This is a genomic window from Pseudomonas sp. BP11-1-1 (assembly GCF_052112105.1).
Lineage (GTDB): Bacteria > Pseudomonadota > Gammaproteobacteria > Pseudomonadales > Pseudomonadaceae > Aquipseudomonas > Aquipseudomonas alvandae.
This window is the reverse complement of record NZ_JAUTYU010000003.1, coordinates 144,972-165,091: the sequence shown is the minus strand read 5'-3', so window position 1 is coordinate 165,091 and position 20,120 is coordinate 144,972. Positions and strand designations below refer to the sequence as shown.

At 61.1% G+C, this 20,120-nt stretch carries 13 protein-coding genes and 1 pseudogene; 8 read left to right on the top strand and 6 right to left on the bottom strand.

From position 1 onward, the window contains the following. Positions 1-72 precede the first annotated feature (72 nt). The 6 genes and pseudogenes from Q7C33_RS07495 to vasI all read right to left on the bottom strand — a co-directional run. Positions 73-1,122 (bottom strand): annotated as a pseudogene (locus Q7C33_RS07495) (sensor histidine kinase); the annotation flags it as partial. A 1,294-nt stretch (positions 1,123-2,416) separates the two neighbouring features. Then, the gene (locus Q7C33_RS07490) at positions 2,417-3,520 is read right to left on the bottom strand and encodes an ABC transporter substrate-binding protein (RefSeq protein ID WP_407683104.1); all 1,104 of its coding nucleotides are present in this window, start codon (positions 3,518-3,520) and stop codon (positions 2,417-2,419) included. Between the two features lie 329 nt (positions 3,521-3,849). Beyond that, a complete protein-coding gene (locus Q7C33_RS07485; protein WP_407683103.1) occupies positions 3,850-5,172 on the bottom strand; it encodes a hypothetical protein in 1,323 nt (440 codons plus the stop codon). A 51-nt stretch (positions 5,173-5,223) separates the two neighbouring features. Further along, positions 5,224-8,865: a type VI secretion system membrane subunit TssM gene (gene tssM, locus Q7C33_RS07480; RefSeq protein ID WP_407683102.1), complete on the bottom strand. Its 3,642-nt coding sequence runs from the start codon at positions 8,863-8,865 to the stop codon at positions 5,224-5,226. Between the two features lie 9 nt (positions 8,866-8,874). Next, positions 8,875-10,311: a type VI secretion system protein TssA gene (gene tssA / locus Q7C33_RS07475; RefSeq protein WP_407683101.1), complete on the bottom strand. Its 1,437-nt coding sequence runs from the start codon at positions 10,309-10,311 to the stop codon at positions 8,875-8,877. After that, the gene (gene vasI, locus Q7C33_RS07470; RefSeq protein WP_407683100.1) at positions 10,299-10,961 is read right to left on the bottom strand and encodes a type VI secretion system-associated protein VasI; all 663 of its coding nucleotides are present in this window, start codon (positions 10,959-10,961) and stop codon (positions 10,299-10,301) included. Before vasI ends, tssA begins: the two co-directional genes overlap by 13 nt. Positions 10,962-11,288: 327 nt before the next feature. Here vasI and tssB point away from each other — a divergent pair, with 327 nt between their 5' ends. Genes tssB through icmH form a run of 8 tightly spaced genes read left to right on the top strand, consistent with a single transcriptional unit; the run spans position 11,289 to position 20,044 of the window. After that, a complete protein-coding gene (tssB, locus tag Q7C33_RS07465) occupies positions 11,289-11,792 on the top strand; it encodes a type VI secretion system contractile sheath small subunit (RefSeq protein ID WP_407683099.1) in 504 nt (167 codons plus the stop codon). Between the two features lie 36 nt (positions 11,793-11,828). Then, positions 11,829-13,301 (top strand): type VI secretion system contractile sheath large subunit, encoded by a 1,473-nt coding sequence (gene tssC, locus Q7C33_RS07460; protein WP_407683295.1) that lies wholly within the window; start codon positions 11,829-11,831, stop codon positions 13,299-13,301. Next, positions 13,302-13,715 carry a type VI secretion system baseplate subunit TssE gene (tssE, locus tag Q7C33_RS07455; protein ID WP_407683098.1) on the top strand — a complete coding sequence of 138 codons (414 nt, stop codon included), beginning with the start codon at positions 13,302-13,304 and terminating at the stop codon, positions 13,713-13,715. It abuts the gene before it with no gap. Positions 13,716-13,722: 7 nt separating this feature from the next. Beyond that, positions 13,723-15,489 (top strand): type VI secretion system baseplate subunit TssF, encoded by a 1,767-nt coding sequence (gene tssF / locus Q7C33_RS07450; protein ID WP_407683097.1) that lies wholly within the window; start codon positions 13,723-13,725, stop codon positions 15,487-15,489. Continuing rightward, complete coding sequence (tssG, locus tag Q7C33_RS07445) at positions 15,453-16,475, top strand: type VI secretion system baseplate subunit TssG (RefSeq protein ID WP_407683096.1); 1,023 nt, start codon at positions 15,453-15,455, stop codon at positions 16,473-16,475. The genes tssF and tssG overlap by 37 nt, the downstream gene beginning before the upstream one ends. Beyond that, entirely contained in the window at positions 16,472-17,821 is a 1,350-nt protein-coding gene (gene tssJ / locus Q7C33_RS07440) for a type VI secretion system lipoprotein TssJ (RefSeq protein ID WP_407683095.1), read from the top strand. Before tssG ends, tssJ begins: the two co-directional genes overlap by 4 nt. 38 nt (positions 17,822-17,859) lie before the next feature. Further along, complete coding sequence (gene tssK, locus Q7C33_RS07435; protein WP_407683094.1) at positions 17,860-19,206, top strand: type VI secretion system baseplate subunit TssK; 1,347 nt, start codon at positions 17,860-17,862, stop codon at positions 19,204-19,206. Further along, complete coding sequence (icmH, locus tag Q7C33_RS07430) at positions 19,199-20,044, top strand: type IVB secretion system protein IcmH/DotU (RefSeq protein WP_407683093.1); 846 nt, start codon at positions 19,199-19,201, stop codon at positions 20,042-20,044. Before tssK ends, icmH begins: the two co-directional genes overlap by 8 nt. Positions 20,045-20,120: the final 76 nt, after the last annotated feature.

The following is a 20,120-nucleotide window of genomic DNA, read 5'->3' as shown; positions in this document are numbered from 1 at the left end:
CGCCGACGATCGCTCGTACACATCGCTGGCTTCGGCCGGCAGGGTGTTTTGTCCATCCCCTATCGGGAGTCGAACGAAGAAGCGCGAGCCCCGCCCGGGCTCGCTGCTGACGCCGACTTCGCCGCCCATCAGTTCGGCCAGGTCCTTGACCAGGGCGAGACCGATGCCCGTACCGCTGTAATGGCGCGTGGCGGAATTGTCGATCTGGGAAAAACGCTGGAACAACAACGGTAATTTGTCCGGCGCGATACCAATGCCCGAGTCTTGCACTGCGAACTCGAACCGCTCGCCCTCCATCGGCGTCGCTGCCAGGTGCACCGTGCCGCCAGCGGGGGTGAACTTGATGGCATTGCTCACCAGGTTGAGCAGGATCTTCTCGAAGTGTCGAGGGTCCAGGAACACCGTGCCGAGCGCGGAATCGATGCTGCAGGTCAAGCTGCAGCCTTTACCCTCGGCCACCATGGCGGCATCTTCGGCCAGCACCCCAACGACCTTGTTCAAGTCAATGAGCGTTGGACACAACTCGAACTTGCCCGCTTCGGCCTTGGAAAAATCGAGGATGTCGTTCACCCGGTTCATCAAGCGCAGCGCGTTGCGTTGGGCGCGCTCGATTTGCACGCGCCAGTCGTCCGGCGGAGTGGTCGCCGCCGAGAGCTGCTCCAGGGGAGCGAGGATGAGGGTCAGGGGCGTGCGCAATTCGTGGCTGACCGTGGCAACGAAATCGCTTTTCGCCTGGTTAGCCGACTCGGCCTGGTTGCGCGCCTGGATGAGTTCGATGGCCTGCGCCTCCAGCTCCTCGGTCTGCTGGTGCAGCGTATCGGTCCGTTCGGCGACCATTCTTTCCAAAGAGGCCTGGACTTGCTGTCGTTCGGCTTCGGCCTCGGCCTCCAGCACCCGGATGCGCAGGGCGTTCTCCTGGAACACCCGTACGGCGCGGGTCATGACGCCAATTTCGTCGCCGCGTCCGGCACTGGCGATCTCGGCGTTCAGGTCGCCGGCCGCCAGCCGACGCATGACCGAGGCCAGGGCCACGATGGGTTGCGCGATAAATCGCGAGGTGCTCCAGGCAATGGCGCCGGCGAGCAGGATGGCCACGGCACCGGCCACGATCGTCGCAAGCATGCCGCGATCATTGTGGACCAACGCGTCGGCGCGCGCTTCGCCGGCAAAGCGCGCCACCAGCAAGCCGGCGCTCCGTGCCTCGTTGCGAACCTGGTCGCGTGCGCCGCCCAGGGCATTGCTCGCCTGCTGGAACCGGGCGAATGCTGCCCGGTAGCCGGCAATCTGGTCGCTGACCGTCAAGGGCGTCGCCTTCGCTTGCAGCCCGACGGACGAAGGGAGAACGCGCGCGAGACGGGAAAGTTCATCCAGGATAGCGCCGACAGAGGTGGCGATCTCCGCCGACGGTGACAGGCGAAACGATAAGGTCTGCGCCTCCAGCGTGGCGACACGCTCGGCGAAACGCTTGGACAACGCGGCTGCATTGTTCAGCAATCCGGTGGCCGCTTGAATGTCGCTCGCATCATGGGCAACACGCCCATCCACGTCACCCAGCATTGCCTCGAGGCGCTCGGCCAGGTTGCCGATGGCGGCGAGGTGCCGCAAGGCCTCGCCTCCCCGGAGCTTGGGCGCCTCGCCAAGTTTCTCTACCGTCGCACCGGTTGCGGTGATCGCCGCCACCAATTGGTCCAGGACTTCTATCTCCTGTGGCGCCCCCATCACCTCACGTAATTGTTCGACCACGGGCTGGAGTGCCGCGCAGGCATCACGCGCCGCGCCGGCGGCCGTTCCATCATCGTTCACCAGCAGCTTCGCCACATGGGTGGTGATGATCTGTTCGCCGTTGCGCAGGACATCCAGGATGCGGTGGGCGCTTTCGATGTTGCTCACCCGCGCCGTGTGCTCGGCGGCGCGAGAGTCAAGACGCTTCTGGCCATCGACGATGCCTTGCTCGACAACCGTCGCCGCCTCTCGCATCCGGCCGTAGTGGGCCGTCATGTTCTCCGTTTCGCCATCCATGGTCAGGGTCGCCGCCCGCAAGACCGTGATCGCCGCGGAGAGCCTGTCCAGCCCGCCCTTGAGCGATTTTGCCTCGGCCACCGGAATGGCAGTGAGGCTGGCGATCGCCGTTGCGACCATGCCTTCGGCCTGGGACAGGCTTTCCTGGTCGCGGGAGGCGATGAAATTTTCCACCCGCTCGGTCGCTCCGTTGACCGAGGCCAGGATCTCCGCGGAATGGCTGGCGGAATCCACGGCACGCACCATGCCCCGCAGGCCGTAGAGGTTCACCAGCGATACCGCCAGCATCAGGAATACCAGCGCGGCGACGGCCAGCCCGATCCTGACAGCAATGGGCCTGTCAGTGGCGAGTCTGAATGTCACCATCGCCCCTCGCCTCCTGATTCTCTACCCGCCATTACTGCTTCGTCACCTCCGGCAAAGGCGTCGGCGGCGCCGCCGTATTGTTGATGGCCGCATCGATCATCGCCGCTACGGAAGCCTGGCTATACAAAGGATTGGCAGCGCCGCCCACCTGCATCGTGGCGAGCCAGGCATCCAGGTCTTTCGCATCAATGCGCACCAGCGGCACCTCGACGAACTTCGGTACGGGCTTGCCCGCCAGAATCTGCTGCGCCACCCAGAAACCCACCTGGGAAACGCTTGGCGAGGCGGAAACGGAGACGGTCTCGTAGCCATTGGCATCGCGCTCCTGTTTCCACAGGGCAAGTTCGTCCTGGCGATTGCCCATCACGATGATCGGCAAAGGGCGCCCCGCCGCCTTGAACGCCATGGCCGCGCCATAACCGTCGCCGCCCTGGGTCGCGACCGCATCGATGCTGGGTAGCGACGGCAGCGCCAGCGCCACTTCCTTGCGGGCGACGGACGCCGTCCAGTTTCCGTAGACGGTCTTGGCGAACTTCAGGCCGGGATAGTCGCTGGCGGCCTTGCGAATGCCGTCGCTGATGTTTTTATCGGTGGCATCACCGGCAATCCCACGGATCTCCAACAGCGTTCCGTTCCCCTTGAGGCGCTCGGCGATGTAATCGATTTCCACACGGCCCATGGCCGCCCAGTTGTAGTCCACGGTATAGACGCAGCCTTCGGTGACCAGGCTGGCCATGACGACCACCACGATGCCAGCGTTGCACGCATCACGGATCACCCCATCAAGAGCGGTGTCGGACGCGGCCAGGATGACGATGGCGTTGACGCCCTTGACGATCATGTCCTGGATATGGGCCGCTTGTTCCGACGCCGAGTTGTTGGCGCTGACCACCGGAGCCTCCCGGACCAAGCCCTCCTTCTGCGCCTGGACCGCAATTTCCTCCCAGTTGCGCACCATTACCTTGCGAAAATCGCTGCCCGCGTAGGAGTTGCTGAAGGCGATGGTATAACTTGCGGTTGGGCCACTGGCGATGCCGCTTTCGGCCGCTTGGGCTGGATGGGTGGCGAATATCGCCAGTCCGGTCATGCAGGCGGCGAGGCGCCACAAGACTTGGTGGATCGGTTTAGTGTTCATGCCGCACTCCTTCGCGCTTGGGAGTCATTCACCTGGACCTGCCGACAGCCTGGCTAAGCAGCTGCTGCGCCATTGCCGGACACCGCATCTTCAGCGGGACACACTGCCTCATCCATCAATAGAACCGGGCATAAAGCACCAGACACATGGAGCTCATTTCCTTGGTAGTCAAGATTTGGAGTCCATACATTGCCTGCAATGGCAGTGAGCATAGTCTCAACATGTCCGCTTCGCGCGCGACATGGACGATTTCAGCCGAGGCAAGCCTAGCCCTAGCAGACAGAGACTTGCTGCCAGCGCTTGTATGCCCTGAGGTTATCTCGCCACCCTCACGACCGAAGCGCGTCGGCAATTTCTTCAACAGCAGAACCGACATCATGACCGGCGCGAATCAGCTCCGCGAACCGCAGCATCACTGCAGATCCAACGTCGTGGGCCAACGCATTGGTCATCAATTCCCGTATCGGTTCGTCAAGCGCTGCTTCGGCAACTGCTGAACATGCCTGCCCTGTGAGCCATGTAATAAGGGAGGAGACCATACGGCCTGAAGTATTTTCATCGGCACCCAAAATCTCCTCCAACACCATTCCCAATGTGCCCGCCGGATGCAGCTCCGGACGCCTCCATGCCCTGAGTTCAATCGACTCTCGCTGCACCTTCTCCAAGTTCCGCCGAATCTTCCCTGGAATGGTCGCCGCCGCTTTTGGACGGTTGTAGTACTCGCGATTGGCTAGACTTGCGGCATCTCTGACAACCTTCCAAACCACGGACCAAAGTTGTGAAACACTGTAGGTTTCCAATGCTGAGCGGATGATACTTTTAACTTCCTCCAGTTCCTGTTCCGACAAGTCATGGTTATAGAGTTCGCACTGGGTGCTCAGATAGTGCATGACATCAGCGACTGAGTAATCAAGCCAAAGATTGAAAAGCCCTTCAGCGTCTGTATACACCCTGTCCTGCAAGCTCCGAATGACCTCGTCCGCGCTTCTTGATGCGGCATCCGGTGCCAAACGATAAATCACTTGGTCCCTCAACATCCAAATTTCATCGCCCTCCCAATAGTAGGTGCCAGGCTTGGCTCTGGTGGGGTCGTCAAGGACCAGCCCCGCCTCACGCAATTGCTGTAGGAATTTACCGACGTACCGCGGCGCAAGCCCTCGGCAATTACCTATTGTGAAGCCGCCATTGGTCAATCTCGGTGTAACAGCCCGATCTAACGCCAGCAGAAGTAGCACCTGACCATCGGGCACCTCTGAATAATCCACAGTTCTCGTTGACTGCCGGTGAGCATATTCGGCCAACTGCCGTTCAAGTTCTGCGGCTTTCGCTTTTTCAGCCTCCAGTGCAATCGCGTCTTGATCGTTCTGACACAACGTACAAAGTTTAGTGGATCGCAGAGGAACCTTTTTGGCCTCGGAGCGATTTCTGATTTCGACCAGTTCTGCGCAGTTAGGACAGACCTGGTTGTCATCGAACGCGTTGCAACGTTGCCGTATGAAACTTGCAAGGGTAACGCCCTGAGCCATTTTAATAATGCCCTCGAGGGCACTCACTTTTTCCAGGTATTGTCCTGCCTCATCAGCCGCCCAGTAACGCTCAATCAACTCTATTTCTTTGGGATCTTCGGTCAACATTTGCAGCTTGATCGCCATGTAAAAAGTCCTGTTTGACTTGTGGTTGCTTTGTATCCAGTAACTGCTGATTTATTTACGCTCATCGCTGAACGCTGTTGCGGCGACAACCTCAACCTTGTTTACGTTTTTTCCTGATTGACGTTCCTTCAACAATGTCCTCGGCAACCCAAACCCTTCAAAGCTGCGCTGGGTAATCGGGTTGTTAGCCTTCTCCGCCCCAATCCGATAACGCATCAATCCATCAGCGACGGCAAAGGTCAGGTCCACGCTGGTGTCGGTGCGGCCATTGAGGTGCCCGCGGCTAAGCAGCCGGAACAACGACCACGGCCCGCGATAACTCATGCTGGCGGTGTTGCCAGTGCTGTGCACCAGGGTCAGTTGGCTACCGTTGGTGTTGCCCAGGCTGTTGGGCCACACCAGCCCGGTGCGTTGTGGTGCGCCGTGCTGGTAGGGGATCAGTTGGCCGTCGACGCTGAGCATGCTGCTCAGGCGGGTCGCGCTCAGGGCTAGAGGTTCGATGGTGAGCTGTACGGCCAGATGGCCGCGATGGTTGAAGAAGGTGTCACGAATGCGCTCCGCCTTCTTGAGCTGTTCCAGTACGTCGCTGCGCACCAGGTAGCCACCGAGACTGTCGGAGTACAGGGCATCGAGGTTGTCCTTGAGGAACACGTTCAGGTACTGATCGTGGAATTGCTGCAGGCGCCCTTGTGGGCCGAAGAAAGCTTCAAAGTCCTCCAGCGAGGCGTCCTCGCCGCTGGCCTTGAACGGGTAGCGGCCCGCCAGGCGGTCACGGTAGAAGCTGTAGATTTCACTGTCCCAGCGTTTTTCCAGTTCGCGCAAGGCGGCAATCACCAACACCTGTGAAGTCTGGTCGGCGAGTTTCTTGACGTGCTGGTTCAGCGGTTCGGGCAGGCCCACAGCGACGCGTTGCAGATTGGCGATGGGGTCAGCACCGTCCAGGGAGAAACGGTTGAGTACGGTTTTGAGCGCCGCCTTGCCAGGATCGGGGTTGTCGTGCACGGCTTTGGCGTTGTCGTAGACGGCGCTAACCGAGCGCACAGTTTCTTCGTAATAGGACGGCTGCTCGCCTCGCGCAGCGATCAATTCCGCCAGGCTGGAGAACGCGCGCCGGATGCCAGCGGCCTGCTGTTGGCCGTCCGATACCTTGTCCAGCGCCAACGGCGCTTGTCCTTCGGCCAAGGGCGCCGACGGGTAGATCACGCTGTTGTCACGCAAGGTTTCCAGCAAACGCCGCAACGGCGCGGCCGGGCCGGTGACCTGTTCCAACACCGCCACGCCGTGGCTGAGATCGTCGAAGTCAGTCACCTCGAACTGATTCAGCGCCCGCCGCCAGCTGTCCACGTAGTCGGCGCTGTACAGCGCACGGATACGTTGGGTCAGCACTTTGCGGTCTTCGTCGGAGTAGTCCAGGCGTTGCCGTTCGCCGAGCACCCACTGGTCGATCATGGCCAGTTCGATGATGCCCTCGGTGCCGGGCTCGAAGTAATCCTTGAAGCCCCTGGCGGTGAGCAGCGGCGGCAACTGCAAGCCGCTGCCCTCTTGATCGGTGTTCAGCGGGCGGTAGACGATATCGAACGACGGCCCCACTTCGTTGCGCAGGTCCAGTGGGCGATGCAGGCGTTCCAGGGCATCCTGTTTCAGGCTCATGTAGACCCGTTCAGCCATGGGCAACTGGCGCAATTGCTGCTGCACCTGGGCAACGCGTTCACGGTAGTGCGGCAGGTCGGCGTCGGCGTATTTCAGCGCGTAGCCCAGGTGCCCCATCAAGTCGGCCTGCAACTGGCCCTGGCCAGGATAGGCGCGCTGCCATTGCTTGGCGACCCATTCTTCGACGATGGCTGGGTGGCGATTTTGGCGTTCTTCGAGCATGCGGTACACGCGCAGGGCCGCCAGTTGCTGACTGCTGCCGGCAGTGGCGGTGTTGATTGCATCCAATACACCGCTGGCAATCGCCGGGAGGAAGCGTTTGGACAATAGGTTCAAATAGACCTCATCCACGGTGGGGCCAATCGCCCTCCCCTGATACAGCCCCATATCCGACAGCAACGGCCAGGCTTGACGATAGTCGCCGTAGACCAGCACCGCATCACGGATCTGGTCCAGGGGCAGCAACAGATTGCGCCCGGTAGGGTCGACCTTGGCGTCGATATCCCGCCCGCTGAACTCCTGGCTCTTGGCCAAGACGTTGGCCGCCTTGTCTCGGTTGATATTGAAGTAAAACTGCCAGGTGCCGATGACAACCAAGCAGCCCAAGGAGGCGACGCTGAACCCGGCGATCAAAAGCCGCCGTTTGCTGCGGGCCACCTTGATGTTATCGCCCGCCAAGCCTGCTTCGGGGTAGATCACTCGTTGGAACAGTTGCTGGGCAAAGAAGATGGCCGTGCCACCGGCTGGCTTGACTTCGGATGGCGGTGGCGGCAGTTGATAGGCTTGCCCTGCTTCTTTGACGAAGGCATTGCTCAGGGTGCCCTGCTGAAGCACCGAGGAGAAATACAGTCCGCGCACCAATGCCGGGGTGGTGAAACGATCGCTGCCGAGCATTTCGCTGAGAAAGCCGAACAGTGCCGGGCGCAAGCCCGCCATTTGATATCCCAGCGCCTGTAACCGATCGCGCTCTGTCAGCGTGCGTGACTCCACGGCGCTGTCGAAAATCTGCTCACTCAGGCAGGCGACAAAGGTTTGGTATTGGCGTGTCAGTTCCGCCAACCAAGCATCAAAATCATCCACCGCGTCCAGGCTGAAGGTGAAGCCCAACAGGTCTTCGCGCCCACTGCGCGACAAGCGGGCGAAGAACTCTTCAAAACCCTCCAACAGGTCGAACTTGCTCAGTGTCACGTACACCGGCAAACGCGTGCCCAACTGCCGCGTCAGCTCAAACAGCCGAGTGCGCAGCAGGTTGGCGTGAGCCTTGCGTTGTTCGGGACGCTGCGCCAACAAGACCTGCACATCGATCACCAGCACCACTCCGTTCAACGCTCGACGGCTGCGGTTGCGCGTCAGCCAGTCGAGCAGGTGCGACCAAAGGCGCGCATGGGTGCCGGGGGGCAGTACCGGTTTGACCTTGCCCTGTTGCTCGACGTTTTCACCCGGTGAGTCCAGATGGCTGAGGAACTCACCCGGCGGATCGATCAACACCGCCTCGTCACCGATCCACCAATCCACCGGATAGGCCAGTTGCTCTTCTTGACGAGCCCTCACTCCGGCCTTGGTCACATGGGATAAAGCAAAGCTCTGGTTGGAACGAGTGATCAGGCTGGTCTTGCCAGCATTTTCCTCGCCCAGCACCAGGTACCACGGCAGTTGATAGAGCGAACGGCGGCGCTCCATATTGTTCAGCAGGCTGCCCAGGCTGCGGTCCAGCGCACGCTCCTGCGCCTCGATATAAGGCAGGCTGGGATCGGCTTGCACCGCTGCCTCATGTTGGCGCTCCACCTGCAGACGCAGATAACGATTACGCACCCGCCACGCCCAGATCAGCAGCGGCATCACCAGCACCACGACACTGGCCGAGACGCGCACCGACAATTCACTCAGCGGTTGATGCTCGCGCCAGGTCCATTGCGGGCCTAGCCACCAGATGGCAATCAACAAGAACACTACGCCCAGCAAAACCAGCACAGGCAATGCCTGGTTGAACTGACGCAGTATCGGCAGTACCCAGCGTTTGAGGTAACCCCAGACCATACCCATAAATCGCTCCTACTCCTTAATCGCTTTAATCAAATGACTGTCGTCCATGGGTTGCGCCACCTTCTGGTACAGCTCCGGTTCCCATCCTTGCGCCGTGGTCTCGCGCATCAGCCGCGCAACGTTGGCGTACAGGTCGTCCGCCAGCCACGACAAGCCACGCGATGCCAGCAAGTCGGCGGCGATCACCGTGGCGTAGCTGCGCTGGCGCGGGACGTCTTGGGCAGCGTGCAGTTCCTGCAGGCGCAGCAGCACCCGCTCAACGCCTTCAGTGTTGAGTTGGGCGGCCAGTTCGTCGCGCAGGCCGGTGTACTCCTGCACCGGGCTTCCAGCGGTTTGCGCCTGATCGGTGCCGGTGATCCAGGCCTGGGTTTGCGGATCCACGAACGGCGTACCGTCGCTGAAACACAACTCCAGCAGCGCCGGCAAACGGCAGACAAAACGCTCACAGGTCTGGCGAATGGCGGCGGCCACCGCCTCCATTGCCAGGCGCGAGGCGACCTGGGCGGCCAGGTAACTGCCACGCAGCCAGTACGGCGAGGCGCAGACGCTTTTTTCGAGGCGCAGCAACAGGTTCGGGTCCAGGACGTTATGGTTCAGCGCGTCCTGATAGCCGTCGACGATGTCCTTGGGCACGGCGGTCAATTCGGTGCGACGGTCGCGGGTGATGGGCGGTGCGGTGCGCAGATGGGACCACAGGCCGAAGCGGCGCAATTGATAGCCGGTGGGGTCGTAGGGGTCCTGCTGGTTGATCAGCTCGGCCATGTTCAACACCGCGCGGCGCTGCTCACGTTCATTGCTCGGCACTTGCGGTTTGGGGCTGTTGAAAAATGCTGAATCCAGAACGTTGCCGGAGGTGGCCGCCCGGACGGGCTCAGTCGCAATGACCGGCTCGCTGTATTTCTCCAGCTGGCGTTGCAATGCGTCCAATGGGGCCGGGGCGAGCTTGGCGCTTTCGGCACAGCGGTGCAGATTGGCCAGGGCCAGGTCCGCCGCGGCTTGGTAGGCCGGTTCAAAACTGTTGCGCTGCAGGGTCGGCAACACCTGCCCAAGGTCGCTCAGCAGGCGCTGCACTTGCTTGCGCTTGTTCAGATAGCCGGTGGGCCCAGGCTTGGGGTGGGCACTGTCCCAATACAGTTCGACCATGCCGGCCAACAAACCCAGGGCATCGGCCCAGCGCGCCCATTGCCGGGTGCGCAGCCACACCACCTGCAGATGGGCGACGATGCGCCAGTGCTTGCACTGGGTCGCCAGATATTGACGGGACGCTTCGTCGATATAGGGCCAGTCGATATCCCCTTCGCGCAGGCCGCCGAGCTTGATCATTTCCTGGTCGATGGCCTGGTAGGTTTCGTCCTCCATATCGAAATGCCCAGCGGGTTGCTCGGCGTCGATGGGGGTCAGCAGCAACTTGACGGTGTCCGCCGGCACGTCGATCACCAGCGACATACTTGGCGCTCCTGCTCGATCAGTTCACCCAGCCCTTCAGCATCGAAGACCAGGCCGTGCAACCGCGGATAGTCGCTCTCCAGTCGCAGGCGCTGGCCGCCGCCCATGTTGCGCAACAGGGAAATTGCCTGCAGCCCGCGCCCGGCGTCGACCACCAGGCCCGCGTCGTCCAGGACCTGCCACTGATAGGCCGCGGAGACCGGGCGCTCGTCCTTGAACAGCTGGATGCGAATCTTGTTGGGCTTGGCCGGTTCATCCAGCACCAGTTGCAGGCGCGAGATGTTCGATTCGCAACTGATGGCCAAATAGGGCCGAGGCGGCAACGCTCCCAGGGCCGGGGCGGAAATCACCAGGCGGGGTTGTTGGTCGTTGTCCGGCTCCGGGAATGACGACAATAAAAACCGCTGGTCCTCGGAGGGACGCTTGGCTTCATTGCGTTGGACCAGATCGACAATCGGAAGTACCCGGCCCAAAGCACGTGGCGGCACAGATGGTTGATGAATGGGTGTCCCGGCGGCCAGGTCAAAACATTCCAGCCGCTTCAAGGGGGAGACGATGGATGGGCAATCCTGTGTCGCCGCTTGCACACCCGTTACAGCCACTACCATCAGCCAAAGCCCGCATTTCCACTCTCGCCATCCGTCGCGCATCAACACCTCCTGAAATGCCTCATCGAGGTCCAAATCAGACAGTTTTCTTAAGTTTTCGAACTAACGCTTTTTAGCAGGCGAGTTCAACGATTAACCCTAAGAGCATCTCCTGAGTTCAACGGGGAGGCAAGTAAAACAGGAACAACTCATCACAAAATCCGTACAAAAAGAATCGCCTGTCAGACGTTTCTATAACCACCGTAGGAATAATTCAGTTATGCACAACCCCTTTGCCGGCTTCCTACGAAACGCGTCCATATCGTCCTACATGACAAATATTACAATAGCCGGTTCTAATGCGCCGACCTTACGAAAAGGATATTTCACATGTCGAAAACTCAGGGTTCTGTCGCGCCCAAAGAACGCGTCAACATCAAGTACGTCCCGGCCACGGGCGATCAGCAGGCTGAAGTTGAGTTACCTCTGAAGTTGTTGATCACCGGAGACTTCAAAGGCCACGGCGAACTAACCGCCCTCGAAGACAGGCAATCCATCCGAATAGACAAAGACACCTTCAATGAAGTACTGAGTAAAGCCGAAGTTGCTCTGGACATGGCCGTCCCATCCGTTCTGAACAACAACCATGACACCGACTTGAAGGTGCAAATTCAATTCAAAAACATCAACGACTTCAGCCCCGACGCCGTCGCCCGCCAAGTGCCTGAATTGAACAAGTTGCTGGAACTTCGCGAAGCCCTGGTTGCACTAAAAGGCCCCATGGGCAATGTCCCGGCCTTTCGCAAACACCTGCAAAGTCTGCTGACCGATGAAACCGCCCGCCAACGTCTGGCAAGCGAACTGAATCTGGTGCTCGACGCGCCCCACAACTGATTGAACGCCCTTCTCAACGGAGTACTCCCCATGCCCATGGAAAGCGCCGCCGCCCACGTATTGGTCGCTGACGAATCGCCGTCGTTGCTCGACCAACTGCTGGCCAACACCACCATCCGTCCCTCCCAGGAAGGTTATGCCGTGGCCCGCCAGGGCGTGGCCGCGTTCATCAGCGAGATCCTGCAAAGCGGCGATCACCAGCAGCCGGTCAACAAGCACCGGGTCGATCAGATGATTGCTGAAATCGACCGCGCCTTGAGCAAGCAGATGGACGTAATCCTGCACCAGCCGCAGTTCCAGCAACTGGAATCGGCCTGGCGTGGGTTGAAGCTGCTGGTGGATCGCACGGATTTTCGCGAGAACATCAAGCTGGAAATGCTGCATGTCACCAAGGAAGAGCTGCTGGACGACTTCGACAACGCCGGTGACATCACCCGCAGCGGCCTGTACAAGCACGCCTACACCTCAGGTTACGGCCAGTTCGGTGGCGAGCCGATCGCGGCGATGATCGGCAACTACACCTTCGGCCCATCGTCCCCGGACATGAAGCTGTTGAGCTACGTCGCCTCCGTGGGCGCCATGGCCCATGCACCGTTCGTGATGGCTGCCGGCCCTGAGTTCTTCAACCTCAAGAGCTATCAGGACCTGCCATCGGTCAAGGAAGTCAGCGATATCTTTGAAGGCCCCGGCCACACCAAATGGCGCAGCCTGCGCGAGATGGAAGACTCCAAATACATCGCCGCGACGCTGCCGCGCTTCTTGCTGCGCTCGCCTTACGATGGGCTGGAGAACCCGATTCGCAGCTTCTGCTACAACGAAACCGTCGACGGCAACCACGACAATTACCTGTGGGGCAACACCGCGTTCCTGATGGCCTCGCGCATCACCGACAGCTTCGCTCGCTACCGCTGGTGCCCGAACATCATCGGCCCGCAGTCCGGCGGCGCGGTGGACGACTTGCCGGTGCACCTCTATGAATCCCTCGGCCAGTTGCAGGCCAAGATCCCCACCGAAGTGCTGATTTCCGACCGCAAGGAATTCGAGCTGGCCGAAGCCGGTTTCATTCCCCTGACCATGCGCAAAGACAGCGACAACGCGGCGTTCTTCTCCGCCAACTCGGTGCAAAAACCGAAGAACTTCCCCAAGACCCGCGAAGGCCAGGAAGCGCAGACCAACTACAAGCTCGGCACCCAGTTGCCGTACCTGTTTATCGTCAATCGCCTGGCCCACTACATCAAGGTGCTGCAGCGCGAACAGATTGGCAGTTGGAAGGAACGCCAGGATCTGGAGCGCGAACTCAACACCTGGCTCAAGCAGTACATCGCCGATCAGGAAAACCCCTCCTCCGATGTACGCAGCCGTCGCCCTTTGCGCGCCGCACAAATCGTCGTGCAGGACGTGGCCGGCGATCCGGGCTGGTACCAGGTGTCGTTGGCGGTGCGCCCGCACTTCAAGTACATGGGCGCCAACTTCGAGATCTCACTGGTCGGTCGGCTGGACACCCAATAAATGGGCCGCAGCCTGTTCGAACGCCTGGAACCCGACGCACCGCGCTACCGCCCCGGCAGCGCGGATGAACAGGCGCGCCAGCGTGTCGAGGCGATCAAACGCCACCTGGAACAGGTGCTCAATTCACGCCAGGGCTGCTCGCAAAGTAGCCCTGAGCTGGGCCTGCGTGACTTCAATGGGGTCACCCAGGCCAGCAGTGACTTGGTGGTGGCCATCAGCGCCGATATTCGGCGTTCGGTGGAAGCCTTTGAACCACGCATCAGGGTTACGGGCGTGCGCTTTCAGCCCGAACCGGACCTGCCGTTGGAGCTGAACTTTCGGCTCGATTGCCAGGTACGGATCCACCACAAGGAAGAGCTGGTTCAGATTGAGGTGGCCCTGCATGGCCACGACGGCTACACCCGAGTGAGATGAGAATGCGATGGACTTGAAACAACGCTTTGCCGAGGAGCTGCGCTACCTGCGCGAACTCGGCCGCGAGTTTGCCGAGGACAACCCGCAGCTGGCGCAGTTTCTCGGCGATCAGGCCGGCGACCCGGACGTGGAGCGGCTGCTGGAAGGCTTTGCCTTCCTCACCGCCAAGCTGGGCATGAAGATCGACGATGATTTGCCGGAACTGACCCATCCGCTGTTGCAGATGCTGTGGCCCAACTACCTTCGGCCCTTGCCCAGCGCGACCATCATTCGCTTTACACCGTTGCCCGACGCGATCAGCCAGCGCCAGGTGATTCCCAAAGGCACGCCCTTGTTTGCCAAACCGGTAGATGGCATCTCCTGCCAATTCCGCACCTGCACCGACGTCAACCTGTACCCACTGGCCTTGCAGGACGTCAGTGACGCCCACAGCCGTGAGGCCTCGGTGATGCGCATCGACCTCAAGGTGTTGACCGAGCAGCCGCTGACCAGCATGGCCTGCGACCAGTTGGACTTTCACCTGGGCGGCGATAGCGCCACCGCGCTGACCTTGTACCTGTGGCTTGCCCATTATCTGGACAGCGTCACGCTGCACATCGATGACCAAAGTTATCGCCTGTCGGCCAAGAATATTGGCTTCCCCGGCTTCACCCCTGAGGAGGCCCTGCTGCCCTACCCGCGCAATGTGTTCGATGGCTACCGCATCCTGCAGGAGTACTTTGTGTTCCCGCAGCGGTACCACTTTTTCAGTCTGAACCGCCTGGCTCACGTTTGGCCGGATGTCAGCGCCACCACCCTGCGTTTCGAGTTTCAGTTCAGCCGGCCAATGCCGCCCGATATCCGCCTGCGTACCAGCGACTTGCACCTGTACTGCGCGCCGGCGGTCAACCTGTTCCGCCACGATGCCAACCCTATTGCGTTGGACGGGCGCAGCCTGGAGCGGCGTATCAGCCCCAGTGGCAACAGGCCCGAAGCCTACGAGATTTTCAGTGTCGACAAGGTGACTGGCTGGGATGCCGCCGACAAGGAGCGCCAGGGCGATCCGTTGCGGCGCTTTACGCCGTTCGAGTCCTTCCAGCATGAGATCGAGCACGCGCGAGGCCGCACGACACTGTACTTCCGCACGCATATCGAGGAGTCCCATGGCCGCGAGGGCTTGCGTCATCGCATTGCTTTCGTGCGCGGCGATGAAAGCCTGTACATCGGTGAGCATGAAGCGGCGTCCATCGAGTTGACCTGTAGCAACCGTGATCTGCCGCAGTTGCTGGGTGTTGGGGATGTGTCGCTGTCCACCGAAGTCACGCCGTCGTTTGCCACCTACACCAACCTGATCGCACCGACTCGCAGCTACCGGCCCGTGCTGGACAGCAGCCTGCACTGGACGCTGATTTCCAACCTGTCGCTGAACTACCTGTCGCTGCTGTCGGCCGAGCCGCTCAAGGCGGTGATCCGCGCCTATGACTTTGCTGCCTTACACGACTTGCAACAGGCCCGCGCCACGCGCAAACGCCTCAACGGTATCCAGAATGCCGTAACCACGCCCATCGATTGGCTGATGAATGGCCAGCCGGTGCGCGGCTTGCAGACCCGCTTGCAACTGGACCAGAACGCTTTTCTCTGCGAGGGCGAGCTGTACCTGTTTGCCAGCGTGCTTTCGCACTTCTTCGCCCTATACGCGAGCATCAATTCCTTCCATCGCCTGGAAGTGATCAATACCACCAACAACGAGCGTTATGAATGGCCACTGTTGACCGGCAGACAACCCGTGATCTAGCCGATGTGCTGCTGGCCGACGCGCGGAACTATTCGTTTCACCGTCTGCTGGAGCATTTGCACGCTTTGCATGGCGATGACCTGGAGGCGCAGCCCTTGAGTGCGGCGGCGCGCCGTCGTGTGCGCCTGCAAAGCCATGCGGGGTTGGGCTTTCCGGCCTCCGATGTGGTCGAGGCGGCGCGCCTTGAGGAGGATCGCGACGAGGTGCGCTATCGCTTGCAGACGAGCTTCTTTGGCGTGCACGGCACCGACTCACCACTGCCCGGCTATTACCTGGACCGCCTGGCCTACGAACAATCACAGGAGCGCGGGATCCGCCCGGCGTTCATGGATTTTTTCAACCATCGCTTGCTGACCCTGCTGCACACCAGCTGGCGCAAGTACCGCTACTACATTCGCTTCCAGGCCGAGGCCAGCGACCGCTTTTCGCGCTACGTATTCTCCATGGTCGGGCTGAACGACAACGACCTTCGCGGTGCCACGCCGCTGCCCTGGGGCCGCCTGCTGAGCTTTGCCGGGTTGATTGCCAGCCGTAGCCGGTCACCCTCGGTGGTATCTGGCATCGTCGAGCATTGCTTCGACCTGAACGGCGTGTACATCCGTGAGTTCGAGGTGCGCTCGGTAAATTTTCCGCAGCGTCAGCGCCTGGTGTTGGGCAAGGCCAACGGCACCCTGGGCAACGACTTTGTGGTGGGCGACCGCAGCAAGACCCGCGCCAGCAAATTCACCTTGGTGATTCCCAACCTGACCCAGACGCGCTTTCGGCAGTTTTTGCCCAGCGGTGAGCAGTTCGGACGATTGCGCCAGTTGATGGATTTTCTACTGCGCGACGTCACCGCCTACGACCTGGAACTGGGGCTGCGCGAAGAAGACGTACCGCCCTTCAACCTGCAACGCGCTGGCGGCACCCACCTGGGCTGGACCAGCTTTATCGAACATCAAGAACAACGTCATCCCGCCGTGGTGCGGATTCGGGGGCGCGCATGAAGTTGACGCTGGTCATCAATAATCCTGCGCAGTTGTTGCACGGGTATTTGCCCCTTCACCGGTTTGGCCCAAAAGGCGGCAGCATCGGCAGTGCCGCGGCGGACTGGCGCCTGGAGGATCGCCACAACAGCGTGCAACCCAATCACTGTGAAATCAGAGTCGTCGAGGGGCGTTTTTGTGTGGTCGACCGCAGCGGCCATACCTACGCCAATGATCATGATTTGCCGTTGGGTCGCAATGTGGCGGTGAGCCTCAACGACGGTGATCGGTTGCAGATTGGTGCGTATCAGATTGCGGTACAGCTGGGAGAGCACGCCCCAGGGTCGCGTTCGCTGGATGAGCTGCTCGGCGGCCACCCTGAGGGCATGCACGTGTGGCAACAGGAAGACCTGCCAAGTAGGCCACCGGCGGATAGGCGACCTGCCACTTGCTCGGAATTCGAGCGCCTTTGCCGGCCCGAGGATCTAGCCGAGCAAGGCGACCCGCTGCGAGCAATGCATCAAGCGCCGCCACCCGAACCGCTGGCTGACCGTTGCGCGCCTGCACCCAAGCGCACCGCCAGCGTGTTCAGCACCCTGCGCCTGGGTAGCTTGTTGCTGGCCTGCCTGGCCCTGGGTGGTTGCACCATGCTCGGCAAGATCGGCCAGGTGATCTGGACTCCGTCGGTCCCAGTGGGCGGCCCCGACGATCAGCCCAGCCGCTACTCCCTGAGCCTGTACGCCAGCGATAACGTCAACCCACGCCTGATCAGCACCGGCACGGCGCCGGATGAAGACGCGAGCCGTTCGCCCTACACCCTCAACGTGCAGGCAACCAGCCCGCAGGCCCTGACGGACAAAGTGCAAACTTTGCTCAGTCACCTTTACGAAAGCGTGCCGGCCCAATCGCCACTGAGCGATGAACCGGCGCCCGTAGTGCCGATGTCGCCGTTGGAAGACACGCTTCTGGGTGACTACGACGCTCAGGGTGTACGCCTGACCACCCCGTGGGGCAACCCGACACTGGCGCATGTCGCCACGCCGATCGCCTTCAAGGTGTTGCAACTGACCGACGACTCGCTGCTGGTCAACGCCAGTCCCCAGGCCCTGGCCGAAGACCTGAAAAAGACCTTGGGCAGCACCTATATCCGCGCCGACGACTACCTGCTCCAGCCCGGACAATTCAAGTTCATCGACCTGCGCGCCCTGGATGAAGACACCCGCTTTATCGCGGTGATCGCCAACTACCACAACAGCGAGGTCGGCCAGTGGAAACAGCGTCTGCGCGTCGAGCCGAAAGGCCGGCAATACGCGGTGCTGGTGCAGCTGGACGCCGCGCAGGTCAGCCTCAAGGGAGAAACCCGATGACGCCCTTTCCAGCCCCCTATTGCCCAGAGTATTTACCAATGAGTTCACGCAACCCCGTCATCTGGCATGAAGGTTTGTTCGTCAAGCCCCAGCACTTCCAGCAACAGGCCCGCGCCGCCGAAGCCGCCGTGCACCAGCGTTTGCACAGCCTCAACGACACCCTCTACGGCTTCAGCGAACTGGCGTTGAACGACGAATACCTGGGCTTCGGCAAAATCGCCATTACCCGGGCACGCGGGATCATGCCCGATGGCAGCGTCTTCGACATTCCCCATGACCTGGCACCGCCCTCCCCGCTGGAAATCGCCGACAGCAGCGCCGTCGGCCAAATCGTCTACCTGACCCTGCCGCTGCGCTCCAACGGCGCCCTCGAAGTGCGCTGGCCCGACCAGTATGGCAACAGCCGCTACATTGTCCGCCGGGAAGAAATCCGCGACACCCACAGCGATGACGGCGATCAGGTCGGCATGGACCTTGCCGTGCCCAACCTGCAATTGATGCTCGAACACAGCGACCGCAGTGCCTTCACCGGCATCGCCCTGGGCAAGATCAAGGACAAACGCCCGGACGGCAGCCTGGTGATGGACGAGCATTTCTACGCCACCAGCCTGTCCCTGCAAGCCGTGCCGGCGCTGCACCGCTACTTGGGCGAAGTGGCCGGGCTGATGCGCGAACGGGCCAAGAACCTGGCGCAACGCATCGGTTCACCGGGGCAGTCGGGCGTGGCCGATGTCACCGATTTCAATCTGCTGCAAACCCTCAACCGCTTGTTCCCGCTGTTCCAGCACTTGGCTCGCCAGCGCCAAGTCCACCCGGAACGACTGTACATCGCCTTGGCCCAGGCCTGCGGCGAACTGGTGACCTTTACCGATGAGGGCCACCTGCCCCAGGAATACCCGGCCTACCAGCACGACAACCTGCGCGAATCGTTCCAGATGCTGGAACACACCTTGCGCCGCGCCCTCGGTACCGTGCTGCAACCGCGTGCGGTGTCGTTGCCGATTGTCGAGCAGCGGTACGGCGTGCGCATCGCCGCGTTGAACGACAAGCGCCTGCTGGACAACGCCGAGTTCATCCTCGCCGTGCGCGCCGAACTGCCCGCCGAGACCCTGCGCCAGCAACTGCCCAAGCAGATCAAGATCACCTCCACCGAAGGGCTGGAGCAACTGGTCAGCCTGCAACTGCCGGGCATTCCACTGCGGCCACTGCCGGTGGCGCCGCGGCACCTGCCGTTCCATGCCGGTTTCAGCTATTTCGAACTCGACCGGCATCACCCTGCCTGGCTAAGCCTGAGCAGTGGTAGCGGGTTTGGTTTCCATATTGCCGGTGAGTTCCCGGCGCTGGAGTTGCAGTTCTGGGCGATCAGGAGTGAGAGAGATGAATGAAACAACGTCCACCGAAACCACGCCACCTGCGGACAACAATCAGCTCTTGGATTATTTGCAACAGGCGACCGGCAGCAAAGAACCGGAACCCGTTGAGGAGCAGGCCATGCCAAAGCCGCCCGTGCTGCTCGCCGACCCTGAATTCGACATCCGCGGCGTGGGCTGGAACCCGTTGTGCGACGCCGCCACGCCGCTGATCGGCCTGGTCATCCGCTTGCGTCGCCTGGACCAGCACAACGACGTGCCCGCACTGTACAAAAGCGTCAGCAACCAGATCACCACGATCATGGAAGAAGTCAGCCAGCTCGACTACGACGCCGGCATGCTCAAGGCCTACTCCTACAGCCTGTGCCTGCTGGTGGACGAGGTGGTCATGCGCACCACCTGGGGCAGGCTCTCCAGCTGGAGCGCACGCTCGTTGCTCAGCCAATTCCACGGCGAAACCCAAGGCGGCGAAAGATTCTTCACCGTGATGAACAACATGATCCTCGAAGCGCCCCGCTACCAGCATGTGCTGGAGTTCATGTACCAGTGCCTGATCTCCGGACTGAAGGGCAAATACGGCGCCCATATCAAGGGCGATGACGAAATACAAAAAATCATCACCCAACTGCACGGCCTGTTGCGCCCCTTGCGCGGTGAAACACCCAAGCGCCTGACCGACCCACTGAAAAACGTCGCCCCGCGCAACTACCGGATCAAACGCGCCTGGCCGTTGTGGACACCCTGGGCCATGGCCGCCGTCGTGCTGACGGTCGCCTATACGATCTACTCGATCCGCCTGAACACCATCACCCAGCAGGTGCTGGAATCCCTGGAGCGGGTGCTGCACCTGTAACCGATTTTCAGCGCGCTTATCCCGAGCGCCTGCAAAGCCATGGCCGTGTCGGCCATAACCTGCGGCCCCCAGGGGC

Coding starts and splice junctions, on each gene's coding strand:
- Q7C33_RS07490 (WP_407683104.1), bottom strand. CDS start 3,520: ATGAACACTAAACCGATCCACCAAGTCTTGTGGCGCCTCGCCGCCTGC.
- Q7C33_RS07485 (WP_407683103.1), bottom strand. CDS start 5,172: ATGGCGATCAAGCTGCAAATGTTGACCGAAGATCCCAAAGAAATAGAG.
- tssM (WP_407683102.1), bottom strand. CDS start 8,865: ATGGGTATGGTCTGGGGTTACCTCAAACGCTGGGTACTGCCGATACTG.
- tssA (WP_407683101.1), bottom strand. CDS start 10,311: ATGTCGCTGGTGATCGACGTGCCGGCGGACACCGTCAAGTTGCTGCTG.
- vasI (WP_407683100.1), bottom strand. CDS start 10,961: ATGCGCGACGGATGGCGAGAGTGGAAATGCGGGCTTTGGCTGATGGTA.
- tssB (WP_407683099.1), top strand. CDS start 11,289: ATGTCGAAAACTCAGGGTTCTGTCGCGCCCAAAGAACGCGTCAACATC.
- tssC (WP_407683295.1), top strand. CDS start 11,829: ATGGAAAGCGCCGCCGCCCACGTATTGGTCGCTGACGAATCGCCGTCG.
- tssE (WP_407683098.1), top strand. CDS start 13,302: ATGGGCCGCAGCCTGTTCGAACGCCTGGAACCCGACGCACCGCGCTAC.
- tssF (WP_407683097.1), top strand. CDS start 13,723: ATGGACTTGAAACAACGCTTTGCCGAGGAGCTGCGCTACCTGCGCGAA.
- tssG (WP_407683096.1), top strand. CDS start 15,453: ATGGCCACTGTTGACCGGCAGACAACCCGTGATCTAGCCGATGTGCTG.
- tssJ (WP_407683095.1), top strand. CDS start 16,472: ATGAAGTTGACGCTGGTCATCAATAATCCTGCGCAGTTGTTGCACGGG.
- tssK (WP_407683094.1), top strand. CDS start 17,860: ATGAGTTCACGCAACCCCGTCATCTGGCATGAAGGTTTGTTCGTCAAG.
- icmH (WP_407683093.1), top strand. CDS start 19,199: ATGAATGAAACAACGTCCACCGAAACCACGCCACCTGCGGACAACAAT.